The organism is Streptomyces solincola (assembly GCF_002982015.1).
In the GTDB taxonomy this organism is placed as follows: domain Bacteria; phylum Actinomycetota; class Actinomycetes; order Streptomycetales; family Streptomycetaceae; genus Streptomyces; species Streptomyces solincola.
The window spans coordinates 1-16156 of sequence record NZ_PVLV01000122.1 but is presented as its reverse complement, the minus strand read 5'-3'; the positions used below and the strand labels follow the sequence as shown (position 1 = coordinate 16156).

The window sequence follows — 16156 nt, the reverse complement described above, 5'->3', positions numbered from 1 at the left end:
GTTTGTCCACAGGGTGGCGGCGTCTGTAGCCAAAATGCCGCCACGACCGAACAATCGGTAGGTGAGGCGCGTCACAGTCGTGCCCCACGGGTCTTATGCCCACCCCGGGCCCCGTGCCCGCTCCCACGAGGAGGTGCAGTCATGACGGTCCAGGAGCTGCCCGGCGCCGCCGCGTACCGGCCCGCCCCGCCGCCGGCGTGGAAGCCGCGCACCGACCCCGCACCGCTGCTCCCGGACGCCGAGCCGTACCGGGTGCTCGGCACGGACACGGCCGCCGGTCTCTCCCCCGAGCTGCTGCGCCGGCTGTACGACGAGCTGGTCCGCGGCCGCCGGTACAACGCGCAGGCCACCGCCCTGACCAAGCAGGGCCGCCTCGCGGTGTATCCGTCCAGCACCGGCCAGGAGGCCTGCGAGGTCGCCGCCGCGCTGGTGCTGGAGGAGCGCGACTGGCTGTTCCCCTCGTACCGCGACACCCTGGCCTGCGTGGCCCGCGGGCTCGACCCGGCCGAGGCGCTGACCCTGCTGCGCGGCGACTGGCACACCGGCTACGACCCGCGTGAGCACCGCATCGCGCCGCTGTCCACGCCGCTGGCCACCCAGCTCCCGCACGCGGTGGGCCTGGCCCACGCGGCCCGGCTCAAGGGCGACGACGTGGTGGCGCTCGCGCTGGTCGGCGACGGCGGCACCAGCGAGGGCGACTTCCACGAGGCCCTGAACTTCGCCGCCGTCTGGCAGGCCCCCGTCGTCTTCCTGGTGCAGAACAACGGCTTCGCGATCTCCGTCCCGCTCGCCAAGCAGACCGCCGCCCCCTCGCTGGCCCACAAGGCCGTCGGGTACGGCATGCCGGGCAGGCTGGTCGACGGCAACGACGCGCCCGCGGTGCACCAGGTGCTCTCCGAGGCGGTCGCCCGCGCCCGGCGCGGCGGCGGCCCGACGCTGGTGGAGGCCGTGACCTACCGCATCGACGCGCACACCAACGCCGACGACGCCACCCGTTACCGGGGCGACGGCGAGGTGGCGGCCTGGCGGGAGCACGACCCGGTGAAGCTGCTGGAGCGCGAGCTGACCGCCCGCGGACTGCTGGACGAGGACGGCGTGCGCCGCACCGCCGAGGACGCCGAGGCGATGGCGGCCCGACTGCGGGAGCGGATGAACGCCGACCCGGTGCTGGACCCGATGGAGCTGTTCCGGCACGTGTACGCCGAGCCCACCCCGCAGCTACTGGAGCAGGCGGCGCAGCTCCGCGCCGAGCTGGACGCCGAGGAGGAGTCCCGATGAGTACGGCGTCCACGACGTCCGAGGCTTCCGCCGCCGCGTCCGGGGCCTCCGCGCCCGGCGCCGCGACCGCGCCCGGCGCTTCGCCCGCGTCCGGCGCCGCCCGGCGCGCCGCGAAGCCGGCCACCATGGCGCAGGCGCTCCAGCGGGCGATGCGCGACGCGATGGCCGAGGACCCGTCCGTCCACGTCCTCGGCGAGGACGTCGGCACGCTGGGAGGCGTGTTCCGGGTGACCGACGGGCTGGCCAAGGAGTTCGGCGAGGACCGGTGCACCGACACCCCGCTGGCCGAGGCCGGCATCCTGGGCGCCGCCGTCGGCATGGCCATGTACGGGCTGCGGCCGGTGGTGGAGATGCAGTTCGACGCCTTCGCCTACCCGGCGTTCGAGCAGCTCCTGAGCCATGTCGCCAAAATGCGCAACCGCACCCGGGGCGCGCTGCCGCTGCCGATCGTGATCCGGGTGCCGTACGGCGGCGGGATCGGCGGCGTGGAGCACCACAGCGACTCGTCCGAGGCGTACTACATGGCGACTCCGGGGCTCCAGGTGGTCACGCCCGCGACGGTCGAGGACGCCTACGGGCTGCTGCGCGCGGCCATCGCCTCCGACGACCCGGTGGTCTTCCTGGAGCCCAAGCGGCTCTACTGGTCCAAGGCCGACTGGTCGCCGGAGGCCCCGGCGGCCGTCGCGCCGATCGGCCGGGCCGCGGTACGGCGCACCGGCCGCGGCGCCACCCTGATCACGTACGGGCCGTCGCTGCCGGTCTGCCTGGAGGCCGCCGAGGCCGCCCAGGCGGAGGGCTGGGACCTGGAAGTGGTGGACCTGCGCTCGCTGGTGCCCTTCGACGACGAGACGGTCTGCGCCTCGGTCCGCCGCACCGGCCGGGCCGTCGTGGTGCACGAGTCGACCGGCTTCGGCGGGCCCGGTGGGGAGATCGCCGCGCGGATCACCGAGCGCTGCTTCCACCACCTGGAGGCCCCGGTGCTGCGGGTCGCCGGCTTCGACCTCCCCTACCCGCCGCCGATGCTGGAGCGGCACCACCTGCCCGGCGTGGACCGGGTGCTGGACGCGGTCGCCCGGCTTCAGTGGGAGGCGGGAAGCTGATGGCCCAGGTGCTGGAGTTCAAGCTGCCGGACCTCGGCGAGGGTCTGACCGAGGCGGAGATCGTCCGCTGGCTGGTCGAGGTCGGCGACGTGGTCGCCATCGACCAGCCCGTGGTGGAGGTCGAGACCGCCAAGGCGATGGTGGAGGTGCCCTGCCCCTACGGCGGCGTGGTCACCGCGCGGTACGGCGCGGAAGGCGAGGAACTGCCCGTCGGCGCGCCGCTGATCACGGTCGCGGTCGGCGCGACGGAGCCGCCCGCCGGCGACGAAGGCGGCGCCCCCTCGGCCCCGGCGGCCGTTTCGGCCCGGGCGCCGGGTGCCGGTGGCGGCGTCGACGCGGGCGGTGGCGGTGGCGCGGGCGGTGCGGCGGACGAGGGGTCCGGGAACGTGCTGGTCGGCTACGGCACCTCGGGCCCGGCCGCCCGCCGGCGCCGGGTCCGCCGGGATGCCGACGCGACCGCCGTGCCCGCGCCGGTGAACGGCCACGTGGCGCCCCGGGCGGACGCGTCGGCGGCCGCTTCCGCGCCGCCGAGCGCGGGTCCCGCATCGGCCCCCGCGGCCCCGGCCGCGGGCCGCATGCCGACCGGGACGTCCGCCAAGGCCGCGGCCTCGGGCGCTGCGGCTGAGCCGGGTGTTGGTCCGGGAGCGGCCAGGGCGTCCGCTCCGGCAGCGGCCTCCGGCGCGGTGGTCGCGCCGGGTGCCGTTCCGGCCGCGGGTCTCGGCTCGGCGGTTGCGCCGGGTACGGGGCCGGTGCCGGGGGCGGCCGTCTCCGGTGCTGCCGCGCGCGGCGCGGACGGCTCGGTTCCGGTCGTCGCGGAGGGACCCGTCGCGGTGATCTCGCCGCTGGTACGGAAGCTCGCCCGGGACCAGGGGGTCGACCTCCGGCGGGTGGCCGGCTCCGGGCGGGACGGGCTGATCCTGCGCGCCGACGTGGAGCGCGCGGTGGCGGCGGCGCGTGCCCCGGTCGTGGCCACGGCGGTCGCCGAGCCGGCGGCCCCGCCGGTCGCCGCCCCGCCGGTGGTGGCCCCGACGGCTGCCGGGCGTGCGGGAGAGCGGGTGCCGCTGCGCGGGGTGCGCGGGGCGGTGGCGGCCAAGCTGTCCCGCAGCCGCCAGGAGATCCCCGACGCCACCTGCTGGGTGGACGCCGACGCGACCGAGCTGCTGGCCGCGCGGACCGCGATGAACGCGGCGGGCGGACCGAAGGTGTCGCTGCTCGCCCTGCTGGCGCGGATCTGCACGGCCGCGCTGGCCCGGTTCCCCGAGCTGAACGCCACCGTGGACACCGAGGCCAGGGAGATCGTCCGGCTGCCCGGGGTGCACATCGGCTTCGCCGCGCAGACCGAGCGCGGTCTGGTGGTGCCGGTGGTCCGGGACGCCCACGGGCGTACGGCGGAGTCGCTGACGGCGGAGTTCGCCCGGCTCACCGAGGCGGCCAGGACCGGCACCCTGACCCCGGCGGACCTCACCGGCGGCACCTTCACCCTGAACAACTACGGGGTCTTCGGGGTGGACGGCTCCACGCCGATCATCAACCACCCGGAGGCGGCCATGCTGGGCGTGGGCCGGATCATCCCCAAGCCCTGGGTGCACCAGGGCGAGCTGGCGGTCCGCCAGGTGGTCCAGCTCTCGCTGACCTTCGACCACCGGGTGTGCGACGGCGGCACGGCGGGCGGCTTCCTGCGGTACGTGGCCGACTGCGTCGAACAGCCGGCGGTGCTGCTCCGCACACTGTAGGCGGGCGGGCCCCCGGGGCGGCCCGGCGTCGGCGCAGCCCGGCCACCGCCCCGGGGGCCCGCAGGTCCGTCAGTGCGCCGCGCCCAGTTCGATGAGCAGGACGCCGGCGGCGATCAGGACGATGCCCAGGCCCATGACCCGGGTCAGCGGTTCGCCGAACAGCAGCCGGGAGGCCAGCGCGGTCAGCGCGACGCCGACGGCGGCCCAGATGCCGTAGGCCACCCCGATGGCGAGCCCCTCGGCCAGGGCGAGCGAGAGCAGGGCGAAGGCGGCCAGGTAGCCGGCGCCGACGACCAGGTACCAGCTCCGGGCGCCGCCGGGCTGGGAGGCCATCCGCAGCGACAGGGTGGCGATCACCTCGGAGAGGATCGCGCCGGCGAGGAAGACCCAGGTCATCGGCGCGCCCCCGCCTCGCGGCGGTGGGCGGCCTGCGCGCCGAGCTCCACGCACAGCACCCCGCCGATGACCAGGGCGATGCCCAGGCCCATGGTGCCGGTCAGCGGGTCGCCGTAGATCGCGGTCGCCAGCAGCGCGGTGAGCGCCACCCCGCTGGCGCCCCAGATCCCGTACGCCACTCCGAGTCCGAGTCCGGCCCGCAGCACCGCGCCGAGCAGGGCGAACGCCCCCGCGTACCCGGCGGCGACCAGCGCGTACCAGGCGGGCTGGTCGAGCGCCGCCCGCAGGGCGAGGGTCGCGGTGACCTCGCAGGCGATCGCCGCTGCCAGCATGAGCCACTTCCTCATGACGGGGTGCCCTCCCGGTGCGCGTGGTGGTGCTCGCGGAGCCGTGTCGCCGGCCGTGTGGTCATGGCCCCACTGTGCCAACCGGGCCGCGTCCCCGGACGTCTGACCCGCCCCGGTGCGGCGCCCGCTACCGTCGGCGGGGTGGACGGCGTACGGGTGGTGCTGATCGGCGGGACCTCGCACACCGGCAAGTCGACGGTGGCCCGTGCCGTGGCGGACCGGCTCGGTTTCGCGTACCGCTCCACGGACGGGCTGGCCCGGCACCCGGGAAGGCCGTGGCCGACCCCGGAGTGGCGGGTGCCGCCGCACGTCGCCGCCCACTACCGCTCGCTCACGGTCGACGAGCTGATCGCCTCCGTGCTCGACCACTACGCGCGGCTGTGGCCGCGGATCGAGGAACTGGTCACCGGCCACGCCCTCGCGGGCCCGGACGGGGGCGGCGGCCTGGTCCTGGAGGGCTCGGCGCTGTGGCCGGGGCGGGTCGCCGGGCTGACCGTGCCGCACACGGCGGCGGTATGGCTCACCGCCGACGAGGAGGTACTCGCCGCACGGGTGCGCGCGGCGGCCGGCTACGACCGGATGGAGGCTCAGGAGCGAGCTCCGGTCGACGGATTCCTCGCCCGCATGCTGCGCTTCCAGTCGCTGTTGCTCGGCACGGTGGGACGGCTGGGGCTGGACCGCCTCGACACGAGCGACGGCCGCGAGGCCGATGCGCTCGCCGGGGAGGTGGTCGCCGTCGCCGCGGCACAGCACGCGGTGGGCCGCAGCGGCGCCGGATCCCGCTGAGCCGACCCTCCGGCCGCCGCCCCGGCCGGGCTGGGGATACTGGGGGCGTGAGCGGATTCGATGCCGTGGTGCTCGCCGGGGGCGCCGCTCGGCGGCTGGGGGGCGCGGACAAGCCCGCCGTGACGGTGGGCGGGCGGGCCCTGCTGGACCGGGTGCTGGACGCCTGCCGGGGCGCGGGGCGGACGGTCGTGGTCGGCGGACGCCGGCCCACCGGGCGGCCGGTGCACTGGGCGCGGGAGCAGCCCCCCGGCGGCGGGCCGGTCGCCGCGCTGGCCGCGGGACTCAGGCTGGTCGAGGCGGACACCGTGGTGGTGCTGGGCGGCGATCTGCCGTTCCTCGGCGACTCGACCGTGCCCGCGCTGCTCGCGGCGCTGACGGCGGACGGCGCATCCCCCGCCGAGGCCCGGGCCGACGGCCAGGCCGAAGCCCGCGCTGACGCCCAAGCCGACGCCCCTGCCCACGCCGACACCGGCGCTCCGGCCGACGCCGGCACTGGCGCTCTGGTCAACGCCCGCACCGACGCCCCTGCCCACGCCGGCACCGGCGCTCCGGCTGACGCCGCCGCCTCCGCCGGCGCCGGCGCTCCCGCCGCCGCCGAGGGTGTGCTGATGGTGGACGGGGACGGGCGGGACCAGCCGCTGACGGCCGTGTACCGCACCGAGCCGCTGCGCCGGGAGATCGCGCTGCTGGCCGCCGAGCACGGCAGCCTGCCGGGGCTGCCGCTGCGGCTGCTCACCGACGAGTTGGCGCTGCGGCGGATCGAGGCCGGCCCGCTGGCCGCGTTCGACTGCGACACCTGGGAGGACATCGCCGCCGCCCGGTCGCGCATCAGGGACCATGGGCGGGTGTTGGACGAATGGATCGCCGCGGTCAAGGCTGAACTCGGCATCGAACTGGACGTGGACACCGGCCTGCTGCTCGACCTGGCCCGGGACGCCGCGCACGGGGTGGCCCGCCCGGCCGCCCCGCTGACCACCTTCCTCGTGGGTTACGCCGCCGCCCAGGCCGCCGCCGGGCCCCGGGGCGAGGCGGCCGTGGCGGAGGCGGCCCGCACCGCGGCGGCCCTCGCCCGGCGCTGGGCCGAGGAGGACCACCCGACACCGGAGGCCGGGCCGGCATGACCGGAGCCGATGTGGACGGAGTAGAGGAGGCGCTCGCGCTGCTGGCGCCCCTGCCTGGCGAGGGACGCGCGTCCGCCGCACCGGCGGGCCGGGCCGCGTCCGCCGGGGGCAGCGCCGAGACGCAGGCCGCCGAGAGTCATCGGGCGACCCCGTGGGGGGAGGCGCGGGCGCTGGCCGTGCGGCTCGGCGCCGGGCACCCTGTCCGTTCCGCGCCCACCGCGCTGGACCAGGCCCTGGGCCGGGTGCTGGCCGACCCGCTGACCGCGCTGACCGACCTGCCGTCCTTTGACACCTCCGCCATGGACGGCTGGGCCGTCGCCGGACCGGGGCCCTGGACCATCGGCGGCCAGGGACCCGTCCTGGCCGGCCGGGCGCCCGCCGCCCCGCTGCCCGACGGCGAGGCCGCGCCCATCGCCACCGGGGCCCGGTTGCCCTCCGGCGCCACCGCGGTGATCCGCTCCGAGCACGCCCGCACCGACACCGCCGACCAGCTCCACGCGCTGCGCCCGGTCAGCCACGGCCAGGACATCCGCCCGCGCGGCCAGGAGTGCCGCACGGGCGACCAGTTGCTGCCCGCCGGCGCGACCGTCACCCCGGCCGTGCTGGGGCTGGCCGCCGCCGCCGGATACGACCGGCTGCCCACCGTGGAGCGTCCGCGTGTCGACATCCTGGTGCTCGGCGACGAACTCCTCACCGCCGGGCTGCCGCACGACGGACTGATCCGTGACGCCCTCGGCCCCATGCTGACGCCCTGGCTCGCCGCCCTGGGCGCGGAGACCGGAGAGGTCCGGCGGGTCGGTGACGACGCGGACACGCTGGCCCGGGCCGTGGCCGGGTCCACCGCGGACCTGGTGCTCACCACCGGAGGCACCGCCGCCGGACCGGTGGACCATCTGCACGCGGTGATCGAGACCGTGGGCGCGGAGCTGCTGGTCGACGGGGTGAAGGTCCGTCCCGGGCACCCCATGCTGCTCGCCCGGTCCGCACCGCACCGCTATCTGGTGGGGCTGCCCGGCAACCCGCTGGCCGCGGTCGCCGGGCTGCTGACCCTCGCCGAGCCCCTGCTGCGCGGGCTGTCCGGGCGTACCGCCGCCGCCTCGCGTACCGCCGCCGTGCGGGAGGCCGTGCCGGGGCACCCGTTCGACACCCGGCTGGTTCCGGTCGTCCACCAGGCACGGGACGGGGCGGTGGCGCCGGTGCGGTTCCACGGCCCCGCGATGCTGCGCGGCATCGCCGCCGCGGACGGACTCGCGGTCGTGCCGCCCGCCGGGGCCCGTGCCGGCGACCTGCTGGAGATCCTCACGCTGCCCTGGGCGCCGACCCCCGAGGGATGTTTCACGTGAAACACCCTCGCCATGACCAAGAAGGATGTTTCACGTGAAACTTCCCGGCCAGGACGCGATGGCCCGCCGCGCCGACGAACACCTTGTCGGCGGCCGGATCGCCCTGCCCAACCAGGTGGTCGCCCGCCCTCTGCTCCAGGTCGCCCGGCGGCTGCTGATGGCACTGGCCGTGCTGGTGCTGACGATCCTGATCGTGTGGATCGACCGGGACGGCTACTTCGACAACGCCGACGAGCGGGTCGATCTGCTCGACGCCTCGTACTACGCGACCGTCACCCTGTCGACCACCGGCTACGGCGACATCGTCCCGCGCAGCGACAGCGCACGGCTCGTCAACATCCTGCTGGTCACGCCGCTGCGCGTGCTCTTCCTCATCATCCTGGTCGGCACCACTCTCGAAGTCCTCACCCAGCGGACCCGGGAGGAGTGGCGACTGAACCGCTGGAGGTCCACCTTGCGTGACCACACCGTCGTCATCGGCTTCGGTACGAAGGGCAGGTCGGCGATCCAGACGCTCTGCGCCACCGGCCTGAAGAAGGAGCAGATCGTCATCGTCGATCCCAGCAACAAGGTGATCGAGGCGGCGAACGCGGACGGCTTCACCGGAGTGATCGGCGACGCCACCCGCAGTGACGTGCTCATCCGCGCCGAACTCCAGCGCGCCAGGCAGATCGTCATCGCCACCCAGCGCGACGACACCGCCGTGCTGGTCACCCTGACGGCCCGCCAGCTCAACCGGGGAGCGAAGATCGTCGCCGCGGTGCGCGAGGAGGAGAACGCACCGCTGCTGCGCCAGTCCGGCGCGGACGCCGTCATCACCAGCGCCAGCGCCGCCGGCCGGCTGCTCGGCATGTCCGTGCTCAGCCCGAGCGCGGGCCATGTGATGGAGGACCTGATCACCCAGGGCAGCGGCCTCGACCTGGTCGAACGGCCGGTCATAAAGTCCGAGGTCGGCAAGAACGTCCGGGAGACCGACGACCTGGTGATCAGCGTGCTGCGCGGGCACCGACTGCTCAGCTACGACGACCCCGCGGCCAGTCCGCTCCAGCTCACCGACCGGGTGATCACCATCGTCCGGCCCACGTCGGTGCCGCCGACCCTGTCCACGCCCCAGGAGTAGCCTCGCGCCATGTATGCGATCACTGTTCCCGAGCCCGGCGGTCCTGACGCGCTGGTCTGGGCCGAGGTGCCGGACCCCGTCCCCGGCGAGGGCGAGGTCCTGGTCGAGGTGGCGGCCGGCGCGGTCAACCGGGCCGACGTCCTCCAGCGCCAGGGCTTCTACGACCCGCCGCCCGGTTCCTCCCCCTACCCGGGCCTGGAGTGCTCCGGCCGGATCGCCGCGCTGGGCCCCGGGGTGTCCGGTTGGTCCGTCGGCGACGAGGTGTGCGCGCTGCTCACCGGCGGCGGCTACGCCCAGAAGGTCGCCGTCCCGGCGGGCCAGCTTCTGCCCGTCCCGCAGGGTGTGGACCTGGTCACCGCCGCCACGCTGCCCGAGGTGGCCGCGACGGTCTGGTCCAACGTGTTCCTCGTGGCCGGGCTCCGCCCGGGCGAGACGCTGCTGGTGCACGGCGGCTCCAGCGGCATCGGCACCATGGCGATCCAGCTCGCCAAGGCCGTCGGCGCGCGGGTCGCGGTGACCGCCGGCGGCCAGGAGAAGCTGGCGCGCTGCAAGGAGCTGGGCGCGGACATCCTGATCGACTACCGCGAGCAGGACTTCGTCGAGGAGGTGCGCAAGGCGACCGACGGCGCCGGAGCCGACGTCATCCTGGACATCATCGGCGCGAAGTACCTGGCCCGGAACGTCGAGGCGCTCGCGATGAACGGGCGTCTGGCGATCATCGGTCTGATGGGCGGCGCCAAGGCGGAGCTGGACCTCGCGGCGCTGCTCACCAAGCGGGCCGCCGTCGCCGCGACCTCGCTGCGGTCCCGCCCCACGGAGGAGAAGGCGACCATCATCGCCGCCGTGCGCGAGCATGTGTGGCCGCTGATCGAGGCCGGCAAGGTACGCCCGGTGGTGGACCGCGTACTGCCGATGCCGGAGGCCCCCGAGGCGCACCGGACCATGGAGTCCAGTACGCACATCGGCAAGATCGCGCTGGTCAACCCGGACGGTCCGGCCGGCAACTGACGGCCGGTCCGCACCCGGGGCCGGGAACGCGCCGAGGCCCGGTGCTCCTTCACGTGACGAAGGGAGCGCCGGGCCTCGGCGTCGGACGGGCTACAGGTACCGGTGCGGGCTGACAGGTACCGGCCTGGGCTTGCAGGCACCGGCGCGGGCCTACAGGCACCGGCGCGGGCCTACAGGTACCGGCGCGGGCTTACAGGTACGGGCCGGAGCGGACCGCGCCGGGGCGGTGGTCCTCGTCGTCCTCGTCGTGCCCGGAGCCCGGCGGGAGCGCCCGCCGCATCTGCTCCAACTGGGCGCGGGCCGCCATCTGCTGGGCGAACAGCGCCGTCTGGATGCCGTGGAACAGCCCCTCCAGCCAGCCCACGAGCTGGGCCTGCGCGATGCGCAGCTCGGACTCCGAGGGGATGGCCTCGTCGGTGAACGGCAGGGAGAGGCGCTCCAGCTCCTCCACCAGCTCCGGCGCCAGGCCGGATTCCAGCTCCTTCACCGAGCTGGCGTGGATCTCCTTGAGCCGCACCCTGCTGGCCTCGTCCAGCGGGGCGGCGCGGACCTCTTCCAGAAGCTGCTTGATCATGCTGCCGATACGCATGACCTTGGCGGGCTGTTCCACCATCTCCGTCACCGGGACCTCGCGCGACTCGTCGTCACCGTCACCGCCGCCGAGCGCCATCAGGTCCTGTCCCACGACGAGGACCTGGGGGTTGCTCTCCTGCGGCCGTTCATTCCTCGGCATCTCCATGCCGCCATTCTCTCGCACAGGTGCGTCATCACTGGGTGTGCCCCCGTACGAGGGTGATCCACCCTCGTACGGGGGCACAGCGCGGCCGTGCTCCGGCGCCGGTCGACGCCGGTCGGTGTCAGTCGGCCTCGCGGCGGGCCAGCGCGCCGCGGGACCGGGTGACCAGCGCGGCCAGCAGGGCCGCGCCCAGCGGGACCAGCACCAGCAGCGCGGCGAGCGTCTGCCAGGGGATGACCACCGGCACGAACGGGGCGTCGGCGGTGCCGCCCTGGTCCAGCAACTGCTGGTACCACTGCTCCTCCGAGCGCCGCTCGGTGAACCGCAGGCCCACCCCGGGCAGCAGGCCCGCCGCGGAGCCCAGCACCACGCCCATCAGGGCGACCACTCCGCACTGGAAGCCGCTCAGGGTGCGGCGCACCCGGGGCGGGGCGCCGACCGCGGCCAGCGTCTTCAGGTCGCCCTCCGCGTCGGCCTGCGCCAGACCGGTGGCGATGCCGGCCGCACCGATGGTGATCAGCCCGGCGAAGACGGTCAGCGCCAGCAGCACGATGCTCTTCTCGCCGGTGAAGCCCTCCTCCACGTGCAGCATGACCTCGGCGCCGATCTGGTCGACGTCCTGGTCGAGCTTCTGCCGCTGCGGGCTGCTCGGCATCGTGTCGGTGGAGTAGTACGCGCCGATCGGGGCCGTGGCCAGCCCGGCGGCCTTGGCGGCGGCCGGCGGCACGATGCCGTCCAGCCCGTAGGACTCGGTGCCGGCGGGGGCCTGGTAGGCGGGCAGCGCGACCACCGTGCCGGGGGCGGGCTTCTCGGCGCGGGACGCCTCCTCCGCCGCCTTGCGGTCGGTGACCTGCCGGATGGAGATCTGCTCCCGCTCGTCGACGTTGGGCCGGTAGAACGACACCGCCTTGCCGGCCGCCAGCGCCCGCTCGGCCGCCGGGTCGTCGATCTTCAGCACCTTCAGCAGTGCGGCGTCGCCCACCACCAGGCCGGTGTCGGTCACCCCGCCCGAGCGGGACGCGCAGCGCCAGTCCCTGGCCAGTCTGCGCCGCTCGGCCGGGGCCATGGCGTCGGAAGCCGTCGAGCCGTCCGGTCCGATCTTCCACAGCGGGCACTCGTTGGCCTTCGGCACCACCACCTCGGCGTATCCGCAGCCCTCGGCGTCCGAGTACATCCCGCAGCCCGCGCGGCCCACGGTGATCCGGCCGACGTCGGCCGTCACGTCCACCGGCAGGTCCTTGCGGACGGCGTCGCGCAGCGCGCCGGCCTCCCGGCCGTCGCCCTCCGCCAGCAGGGCCGAGACGGCCCCGTGCGGAAGCTGGGCGTCGTACGCCGCGCGCTGCTGGGCCTCGTCGCTGACCTGGTAGGTCGCCACGGCGACCGTGCCGGCGACGGCGGCCAGCACCGCGGCCACCGCCGGCGCCGTGCGGCCCCGGTTGCGCACCGCGTCCCGCAGCGCCAGACGCGGTGACAGCGGCAGCCAGCGGCCGGCCCGGCCGAACAGCCCCACCAGCGCCGGGGTCAGCGCGACCACGCCCAGCTCGGCCAGGGCGCTGCCGCCGGCCACGATGACGAACTGGTCGGAGACCACCGACCCGTACAGCGCGATCGCCGCGCCGAGCACCACCGCGACCAGGCCGATGACCGGCAGCACCCGGCTGGCGCGGCGCACCCCGCGGCGGCCGGTCAGCGAGGCCAGCACGGTCTGCCGGGAGGCGGTGACGGCCGGGACGATCGCCGCGAGCAGGCCGGTGACCACCGCGACCAGCGCGATGGCGAGCAGCTCCAGCGGGCGCAGGTCGAAGCCGCCGAAGCGCTGGCCCAGCCAGTCCTCCAGCCACGGCCGCAGGGCGAAGGTGAGGGCGACGCCGAGCACGGTGCCGACCACCGCGGCGGCCGCGCCGATCACCAGCCCACCGGCCAGCACGATGGACCGGATGTGGCGGCGGTCGCCGCCGTTGGCGCCGACCAGTCCGAGCTGGCGGCGCGAGCGCCGGGCGCCGACCGCGAACGCGGGGCCGGCCAGCAGGCAGATCTCCAGCATCGCCAGGCCGACGACGGTGGCCAGCGAGGCGAGCAGCGCGGTGCCGGCCTCGGAGCTGCTGCCGTAGTCGACGTAGTCCGGGTGCTGGAACATCTTCACCTCGGAGCGGGCCGGCGGGTCCAGGAGCACCGCCCGCGACTGCACCGCCACGCCCTTGGTGTTGGCGTGCTCGACCATGTTCCACGTGAAACCACCGGGGACGGTGACCAGATAGGTGGCGCTGGTGCCGGTGCCGGACAGGCCACCGGCGGCGAGCGCGGTGTCCAGCGGCTTGGACACCGCCCCGGGCAGGGCGTTGACCTGCGAGGTGTCCAGCGCGCCGGGCAGCTCGTAGACCCCGGTGATCAGATAGGGGCGGTCCAGGCCGCGGAAGGTGAGCTTGGAGCCGAGGGACAGCCCGCTCTCCGCCAGGAAGTGCGAGGTGACCGCGACCTCGTCGTCCCGGTCCGGGAAGCGGCCGTCCAGCTTGGTCAGCATGCCCTCGGCCATCGGGTCGGTGGCCGTCAGCTCACGGAGCTCCACGTGCAGCGACCCGTGCGCGGTGCGCACCTTCGCCGAACCGGTGGCGTCCTTCAGGACCCGGGCGCCGGGCGGCAGCGCCGCGTCCAGGTCGGCCTTGCCGTCCGGGTAGGGCTGGTCGTCGAAGTCCTCGGCGGTGATGCTGTTGTCGCCCTCCGGGTTCTGGAGGATCGCCGCCCCGCCGTAGCCGTCGTCCTTCAGCCGGGCGTCGGCCGCGCCGATCGACCGGTCCAGCTTGTCGGATACCGACAGCTGCGAGGTCCGCACGGTCACATCGGCGGCGCTGACGCCGACGATCGGCAGCGCGATCATCGCCAGGACGAGGAACGAGCGCCCCTTGGAGCGCCAGGCGTCCCGGCGGGCTATCCGCAGCGCCGCGCGCCACGAGTGGTACCAGCCCCTCACCGCTCGACCGCCTGACCGCGACCGCGGCCCGGGCCGAGGCCCTGGCCGGTCAGCAGCGAGTCCGCGGCGGAGCGCACGGTCTGGTCGACCACCGCGCCGTCCCGCAGGAAGACCACCCGGTCCGCCCAGGCGGCGAACCGCGGCTCGTGCGTCACCAGCACGCCGGCCGCGCCGGCGTCGCAGCGGGTGCGCAGCAGGCCGAGCACGGACTCGCCGGTCTCGGAGTCCAGGGCGCCGGTCGGCTCGTCGGCCAGCACCAGGCGCCGGTCGCCGACCAGGGCGCGGGCGATGGCCACCCGCTGCTGCTGGCCGCCGGACATCTCGTCGGGGAAGCGGTCGGCGAGGTGGCCCAGGCCCATCTCCTCCAGCGCGGCCACCGCCTCGGTGCGCGCCTTGCGGGCGGAGGTGCCGTCCAGCTCGCGGGGGAGCGCGACGTTCTCGGCGGCGGTCAGCGCGGGGATGAGGTTGTAGTCCTGGAAGACGTAGCCGATGCTGCGGCGGCGCAGCGCGGCGAGCGTCCTGCGGTCGGCGGTGGTGATGTCGGTGCCCTCCACCAGCACCCGGCCCGAGGTGGGCGCGTCCAGTCCGCCCGCGATGGTGAGCAGCGTGGACTTGCCGGAGCCGGAGGGGCCCATCACGGCGACCAGTTCGCCGGGGTGGACGTCGAGGTCGACGCCGCGCAGGGCGTGCACCTCAGTGGCGCCGGTGCCGTGGACGCGGGTGAGCTGCTGGAGTTGCAGCACGGGCTGCGGTGAAGGCATGGGAACGGTCCCCCTCGGGGGTACGGCAGGCGATGGCGTGCGCGTACGGGTCGGTGGATGTGCGGTGGCGCCCAGTGGGCGGGGCGCGATGGTCGGGTGGCGTGCGCCGGTGACGGCGTACGCGGGTGGGATGCCGCCCCGTGTCGCCTGCGCGGGGCGGCCCGGGCGGGTCAGGCCCGGTGGGAGGTCCCCGGGGCGTGGACGGCCGCCGGGTCCGGTGGCGGCGCGTGCTCCGCCGCGGGGGCTGCCGTGCCGGGATCCAGGGCGGCGATCCGGACGAGCCGGGCCTCGCAGTGGTCCAGCCAGCGGGCCTCCGCCTCGGTCTGGAAGATCAACTGCTCCAGGACGAGCAGCCAGGCGATGTCGTCCCGCTCCTGCGAGCGGCCGCTCTCCAGGGCGGTGAGCGCGCGGGCCTTCAGCCGGGTGTAGTCCTGCATGGCCCGCACGGTGTGCCGGCGCTGGGACTGGATGACCTCCCGGATGTCCACGCCCGGTGCGCCGACCGCCATGGCCAGCTTGATCGCCAGCTCGTCGCGGGCCGGGCTGGACCGGTCGACCGGCTGGGCGTACCAGCTCCGCAGCTCCGCGCGGCCGGAGTCGGTGATCGCCCAGAGGGCGTGCCCTGCCTCGTCCTCGCCGCCCTGGGCGACCAGTCCGTCCCGCTCCAGCCGGCTGAGCGTCGTGTAGACCTGCCCGACGTTCAGCGGCCAGGTGGAGCCGGTGCGGGACTCGAACTCCGAGCGGAGCTGAGAGCCGTAGCGGGGGCCCGGTTCGAGCAGGGCGAGCAGCCCGTGGCGGATCGACATACTCAGTATGTATACCGGGTATGCCGGAGCGGGCCAACCATCCTCCGGCGGACCTCGCGGGTCCGCCTCAAGGAGGACGGCCGGCCCGCGGAGGGAGTCAGCGACGGCGGATGCGCAGCCCCAGGAAGCCCAGGCCCAGGCCCATCAGCGCCAGCCCGACGCCCAGGGTGAGCACCGGAATCTGCCGTCGGGGGGCGCTTTCCGCGGGGCTCGCGGCCGACTCGTAGACAGAGCCGGGCGGTGTGCTGCGCCGTTCCGCGGCAGCGGCGGACTCCGTCCCGGGTACCACTTCGCCGGTGCCGTCGCCGCGCCGGTCGGGCCGCCGGTCGGGCCGTCGGTCTGTCGCCGTCGCGCTGCGGACGGGCTCCGCGACGGCGGTCTCCCCGTCGTCCGCGGGCGGCGGATCGGGCCGGCCGGGCCGCGGCCGGCCCTCCCCGGCGTGCCGCCCGGCCAGTGTCGGGCTCGGCCGGGCCGCGCCCCCGCCGAGACCGGGTGCGGTGGTCTCGCGGGTCGGCGACGCGGCCGGTGTGCGGACGCCGGGCGAGCCGCCGGCGGCGCCCGGCGGGGTCCCCGGGCGGCTCGGGCGGGGCGTGGCGGCGGGGGGGCGGGGCGGGCCGGGGGCGGCCGGCGCGGCCCGGGGGCGGCCCGGCGGG

14 protein-coding genes and 1 pseudogene are annotated in these 16156 nt (G+C 75.8%); 8 read left to right on the top strand and 7 right to left on the bottom strand.

All coding sequences use genetic code 11. The features are described from left to right. Positions 1–141 precede the first annotated feature (141 nt). From pdhA to C6N75_RS10185, 3 genes are all read left to right on the top strand, one after another. Positions 142–1278, top strand: coding sequence for a pyruvate dehydrogenase (acetyl-transferring) E1 component subunit alpha (gene pdhA / locus C6N75_RS10195; protein ID WP_105868557.1), 1137 nt, complete (start codon positions 142–144; stop codon positions 1276–1278). Between the two features lie 125 nt (positions 1279–1403). Further along, positions 1404–2378 carry an alpha-ketoacid dehydrogenase subunit beta gene (locus tag C6N75_RS10190; protein WP_105868558.1) on the top strand — a complete coding sequence of 325 codons (975 nt, stop codon included), beginning with the start codon at positions 1404–1406 and terminating at the stop codon, positions 2376–2378. Then, a complete protein-coding gene (locus C6N75_RS10185; protein WP_105868556.1) occupies positions 2378–4111 on the top strand; it encodes a dihydrolipoamide acetyltransferase family protein in 1734 nt (577 codons plus the stop codon). The genes C6N75_RS10190 and C6N75_RS10185 overlap by 1 nt, the downstream gene beginning before the upstream one ends. A gap of 69 nt (positions 4112–4180) precedes the next feature. On the opposite strand, the gene C6N75_RS10180 is transcribed toward C6N75_RS10185, so the two are convergent. Next, the gene (locus tag C6N75_RS10180; protein ID WP_105868555.1) at positions 4181–4507 is read right to left on the bottom strand and encodes a DMT family transporter; all 327 of its coding nucleotides are present in this window, start codon (positions 4505–4507) and stop codon (positions 4181–4183) included. Next, the gene (locus C6N75_RS10175) at positions 4504–4854 is read right to left on the bottom strand and encodes a DMT family transporter (protein ID WP_105868554.1); all 351 of its coding nucleotides are present in this window, start codon (positions 4852–4854) and stop codon (positions 4504–4506) included. The genes C6N75_RS10180 and C6N75_RS10175 overlap by 4 nt, the downstream gene beginning before the upstream one ends. Positions 4855–4995: 141 nt before the next feature. Between C6N75_RS10175 and C6N75_RS10170 the strand changes: the two genes are divergently transcribed. Genes C6N75_RS10170 through C6N75_RS10150 form a run of 5 tightly spaced genes read left to right on the top strand, consistent with a single transcriptional unit; the run spans position 4996 to position 10232 of the window. Next, on the top strand, positions 4996–5640 hold the full coding sequence (locus C6N75_RS10170; RefSeq protein WP_105868553.1) for a nucleoside/nucleotide kinase family protein: 645 nt from the start codon (positions 4996–4998) through the stop codon (positions 5638–5640). Positions 5641–5687: 47 nt separating this feature from the next. Then, on the top strand, positions 5688–6761 hold the full coding sequence (locus C6N75_RS10165; RefSeq protein WP_105868552.1) for a DUF6457 domain-containing protein: 1074 nt from the start codon (positions 5688–5690) through the stop codon (positions 6759–6761). Continuing rightward, positions 6758–8104: a molybdopterin molybdotransferase MoeA gene (locus C6N75_RS10160; RefSeq protein ID WP_105868551.1), complete on the top strand. Its 1347-nt coding sequence runs from the start codon at positions 6758–6760 to the stop codon at positions 8102–8104. The genes C6N75_RS10165 and C6N75_RS10160 overlap by 4 nt, the downstream gene beginning before the upstream one ends. Before the next feature lie 25 nt (positions 8105–8129). Then, positions 8130–9224 (top strand): potassium channel family protein, encoded by a 1095-nt coding sequence (locus tag C6N75_RS10155; protein ID WP_105868550.1) that lies wholly within the window; start codon positions 8130–8132, stop codon positions 9222–9224. A 9-nt stretch (positions 9225–9233) separates the two neighbouring features. Then, on the top strand, positions 9234–10232 hold the full coding sequence (locus tag C6N75_RS10150) for an NAD(P)H-quinone oxidoreductase (RefSeq protein ID WP_105868549.1): 999 nt from the start codon (positions 9234–9236) through the stop codon (positions 10230–10232). 190 nt (positions 10233–10422) lie between these two features. Here the strand turns inward: C6N75_RS10150 and C6N75_RS10145 are convergent, their stop codons facing one another. The 5 genes and pseudogenes from C6N75_RS10145 to C6N75_RS31070 form a co-directional block, all read right to left on the bottom strand. After that, positions 10423–10971 (bottom strand): bacterial proteasome activator family protein, encoded by a 549-nt coding sequence (locus C6N75_RS10145; RefSeq protein WP_105868548.1) that lies wholly within the window; start codon positions 10969–10971, stop codon positions 10423–10425. 118 nt (positions 10972–11089) lie between these two features. After that, positions 11090–13936 (bottom strand): ABC transporter permease, encoded by a 2847-nt coding sequence (locus C6N75_RS10140; protein WP_105868547.1) that lies wholly within the window; start codon positions 13934–13936, stop codon positions 11090–11092. Continuing rightward, entirely contained in the window at positions 13933–14697 is a 765-nt protein-coding gene (locus C6N75_RS10135) for an ABC transporter ATP-binding protein (RefSeq protein WP_105868546.1), read from the bottom strand. The genes C6N75_RS10140 and C6N75_RS10135 overlap by 4 nt, the downstream gene beginning before the upstream one ends. Before the next feature lie 170 nt (positions 14698–14867). Then, a complete protein-coding gene (locus C6N75_RS10130) occupies positions 14868–15503 on the bottom strand; it encodes a PadR family transcriptional regulator (RefSeq protein WP_105868545.1) in 636 nt (211 codons plus the stop codon). A 97-nt stretch (positions 15504–15600) separates the two neighbouring features. Continuing rightward, positions 15601–16156 (bottom strand): annotated as a pseudogene (locus C6N75_RS31070) (hypothetical protein); the annotation flags it as partial.

Coding starts and splice junctions, on each gene's coding strand:
- C6N75_RS10155 (WP_105868550.1), top strand. CDS start 8,130: ATGTTTCACGTGAAACTTCCCGGCCAGGACGCGATGGCCCGCCGCGCC.
- C6N75_RS10180 (WP_105868555.1), bottom strand. CDS start 4,507: ATGACCTGGGTCTTCCTCGCCGGCGCGATCCTCTCCGAGGTGATCGCC.
- C6N75_RS10130 (WP_105868545.1), bottom strand. CDS start 15,503: ATGTCGATCCGCCACGGGCTGCTCGCCCTGCTCGAACCGGGCCCCCGC.
- C6N75_RS10135 (WP_105868546.1), bottom strand. CDS start 14,697: ATGCCTTCACCGCAGCCCGTGCTGCAACTCCAGCAGCTCACCCGCGTC.
- C6N75_RS10160 (WP_105868551.1), top strand. CDS start 6,758: ATGACCGGAGCCGATGTGGACGGAGTAGAGGAGGCGCTCGCGCTGCTG.
- C6N75_RS10185 (WP_105868556.1), top strand. CDS start 2,378: ATGGCCCAGGTGCTGGAGTTCAAGCTGCCGGACCTCGGCGAGGGTCTG.
- C6N75_RS10150 (WP_105868549.1), top strand. CDS start 9,234: ATGTATGCGATCACTGTTCCCGAGCCCGGCGGTCCTGACGCGCTGGTC.
- C6N75_RS10145 (WP_105868548.1), bottom strand. CDS start 10,971: ATGGAGATGCCGAGGAATGAACGGCCGCAGGAGAGCAACCCCCAGGTC.
- C6N75_RS10190 (WP_105868558.1), top strand. CDS start 1,404: ATGGCGCAGGCGCTCCAGCGGGCGATGCGCGACGCGATGGCCGAGGAC.
- pdhA (WP_105868557.1), top strand. CDS start 142: ATGACGGTCCAGGAGCTGCCCGGCGCCGCCGCGTACCGGCCCGCCCCG.
- C6N75_RS10175 (WP_105868554.1), bottom strand. CDS start 4,854: ATGAGGAAGTGGCTCATGCTGGCAGCGGCGATCGCCTGCGAGGTCACC.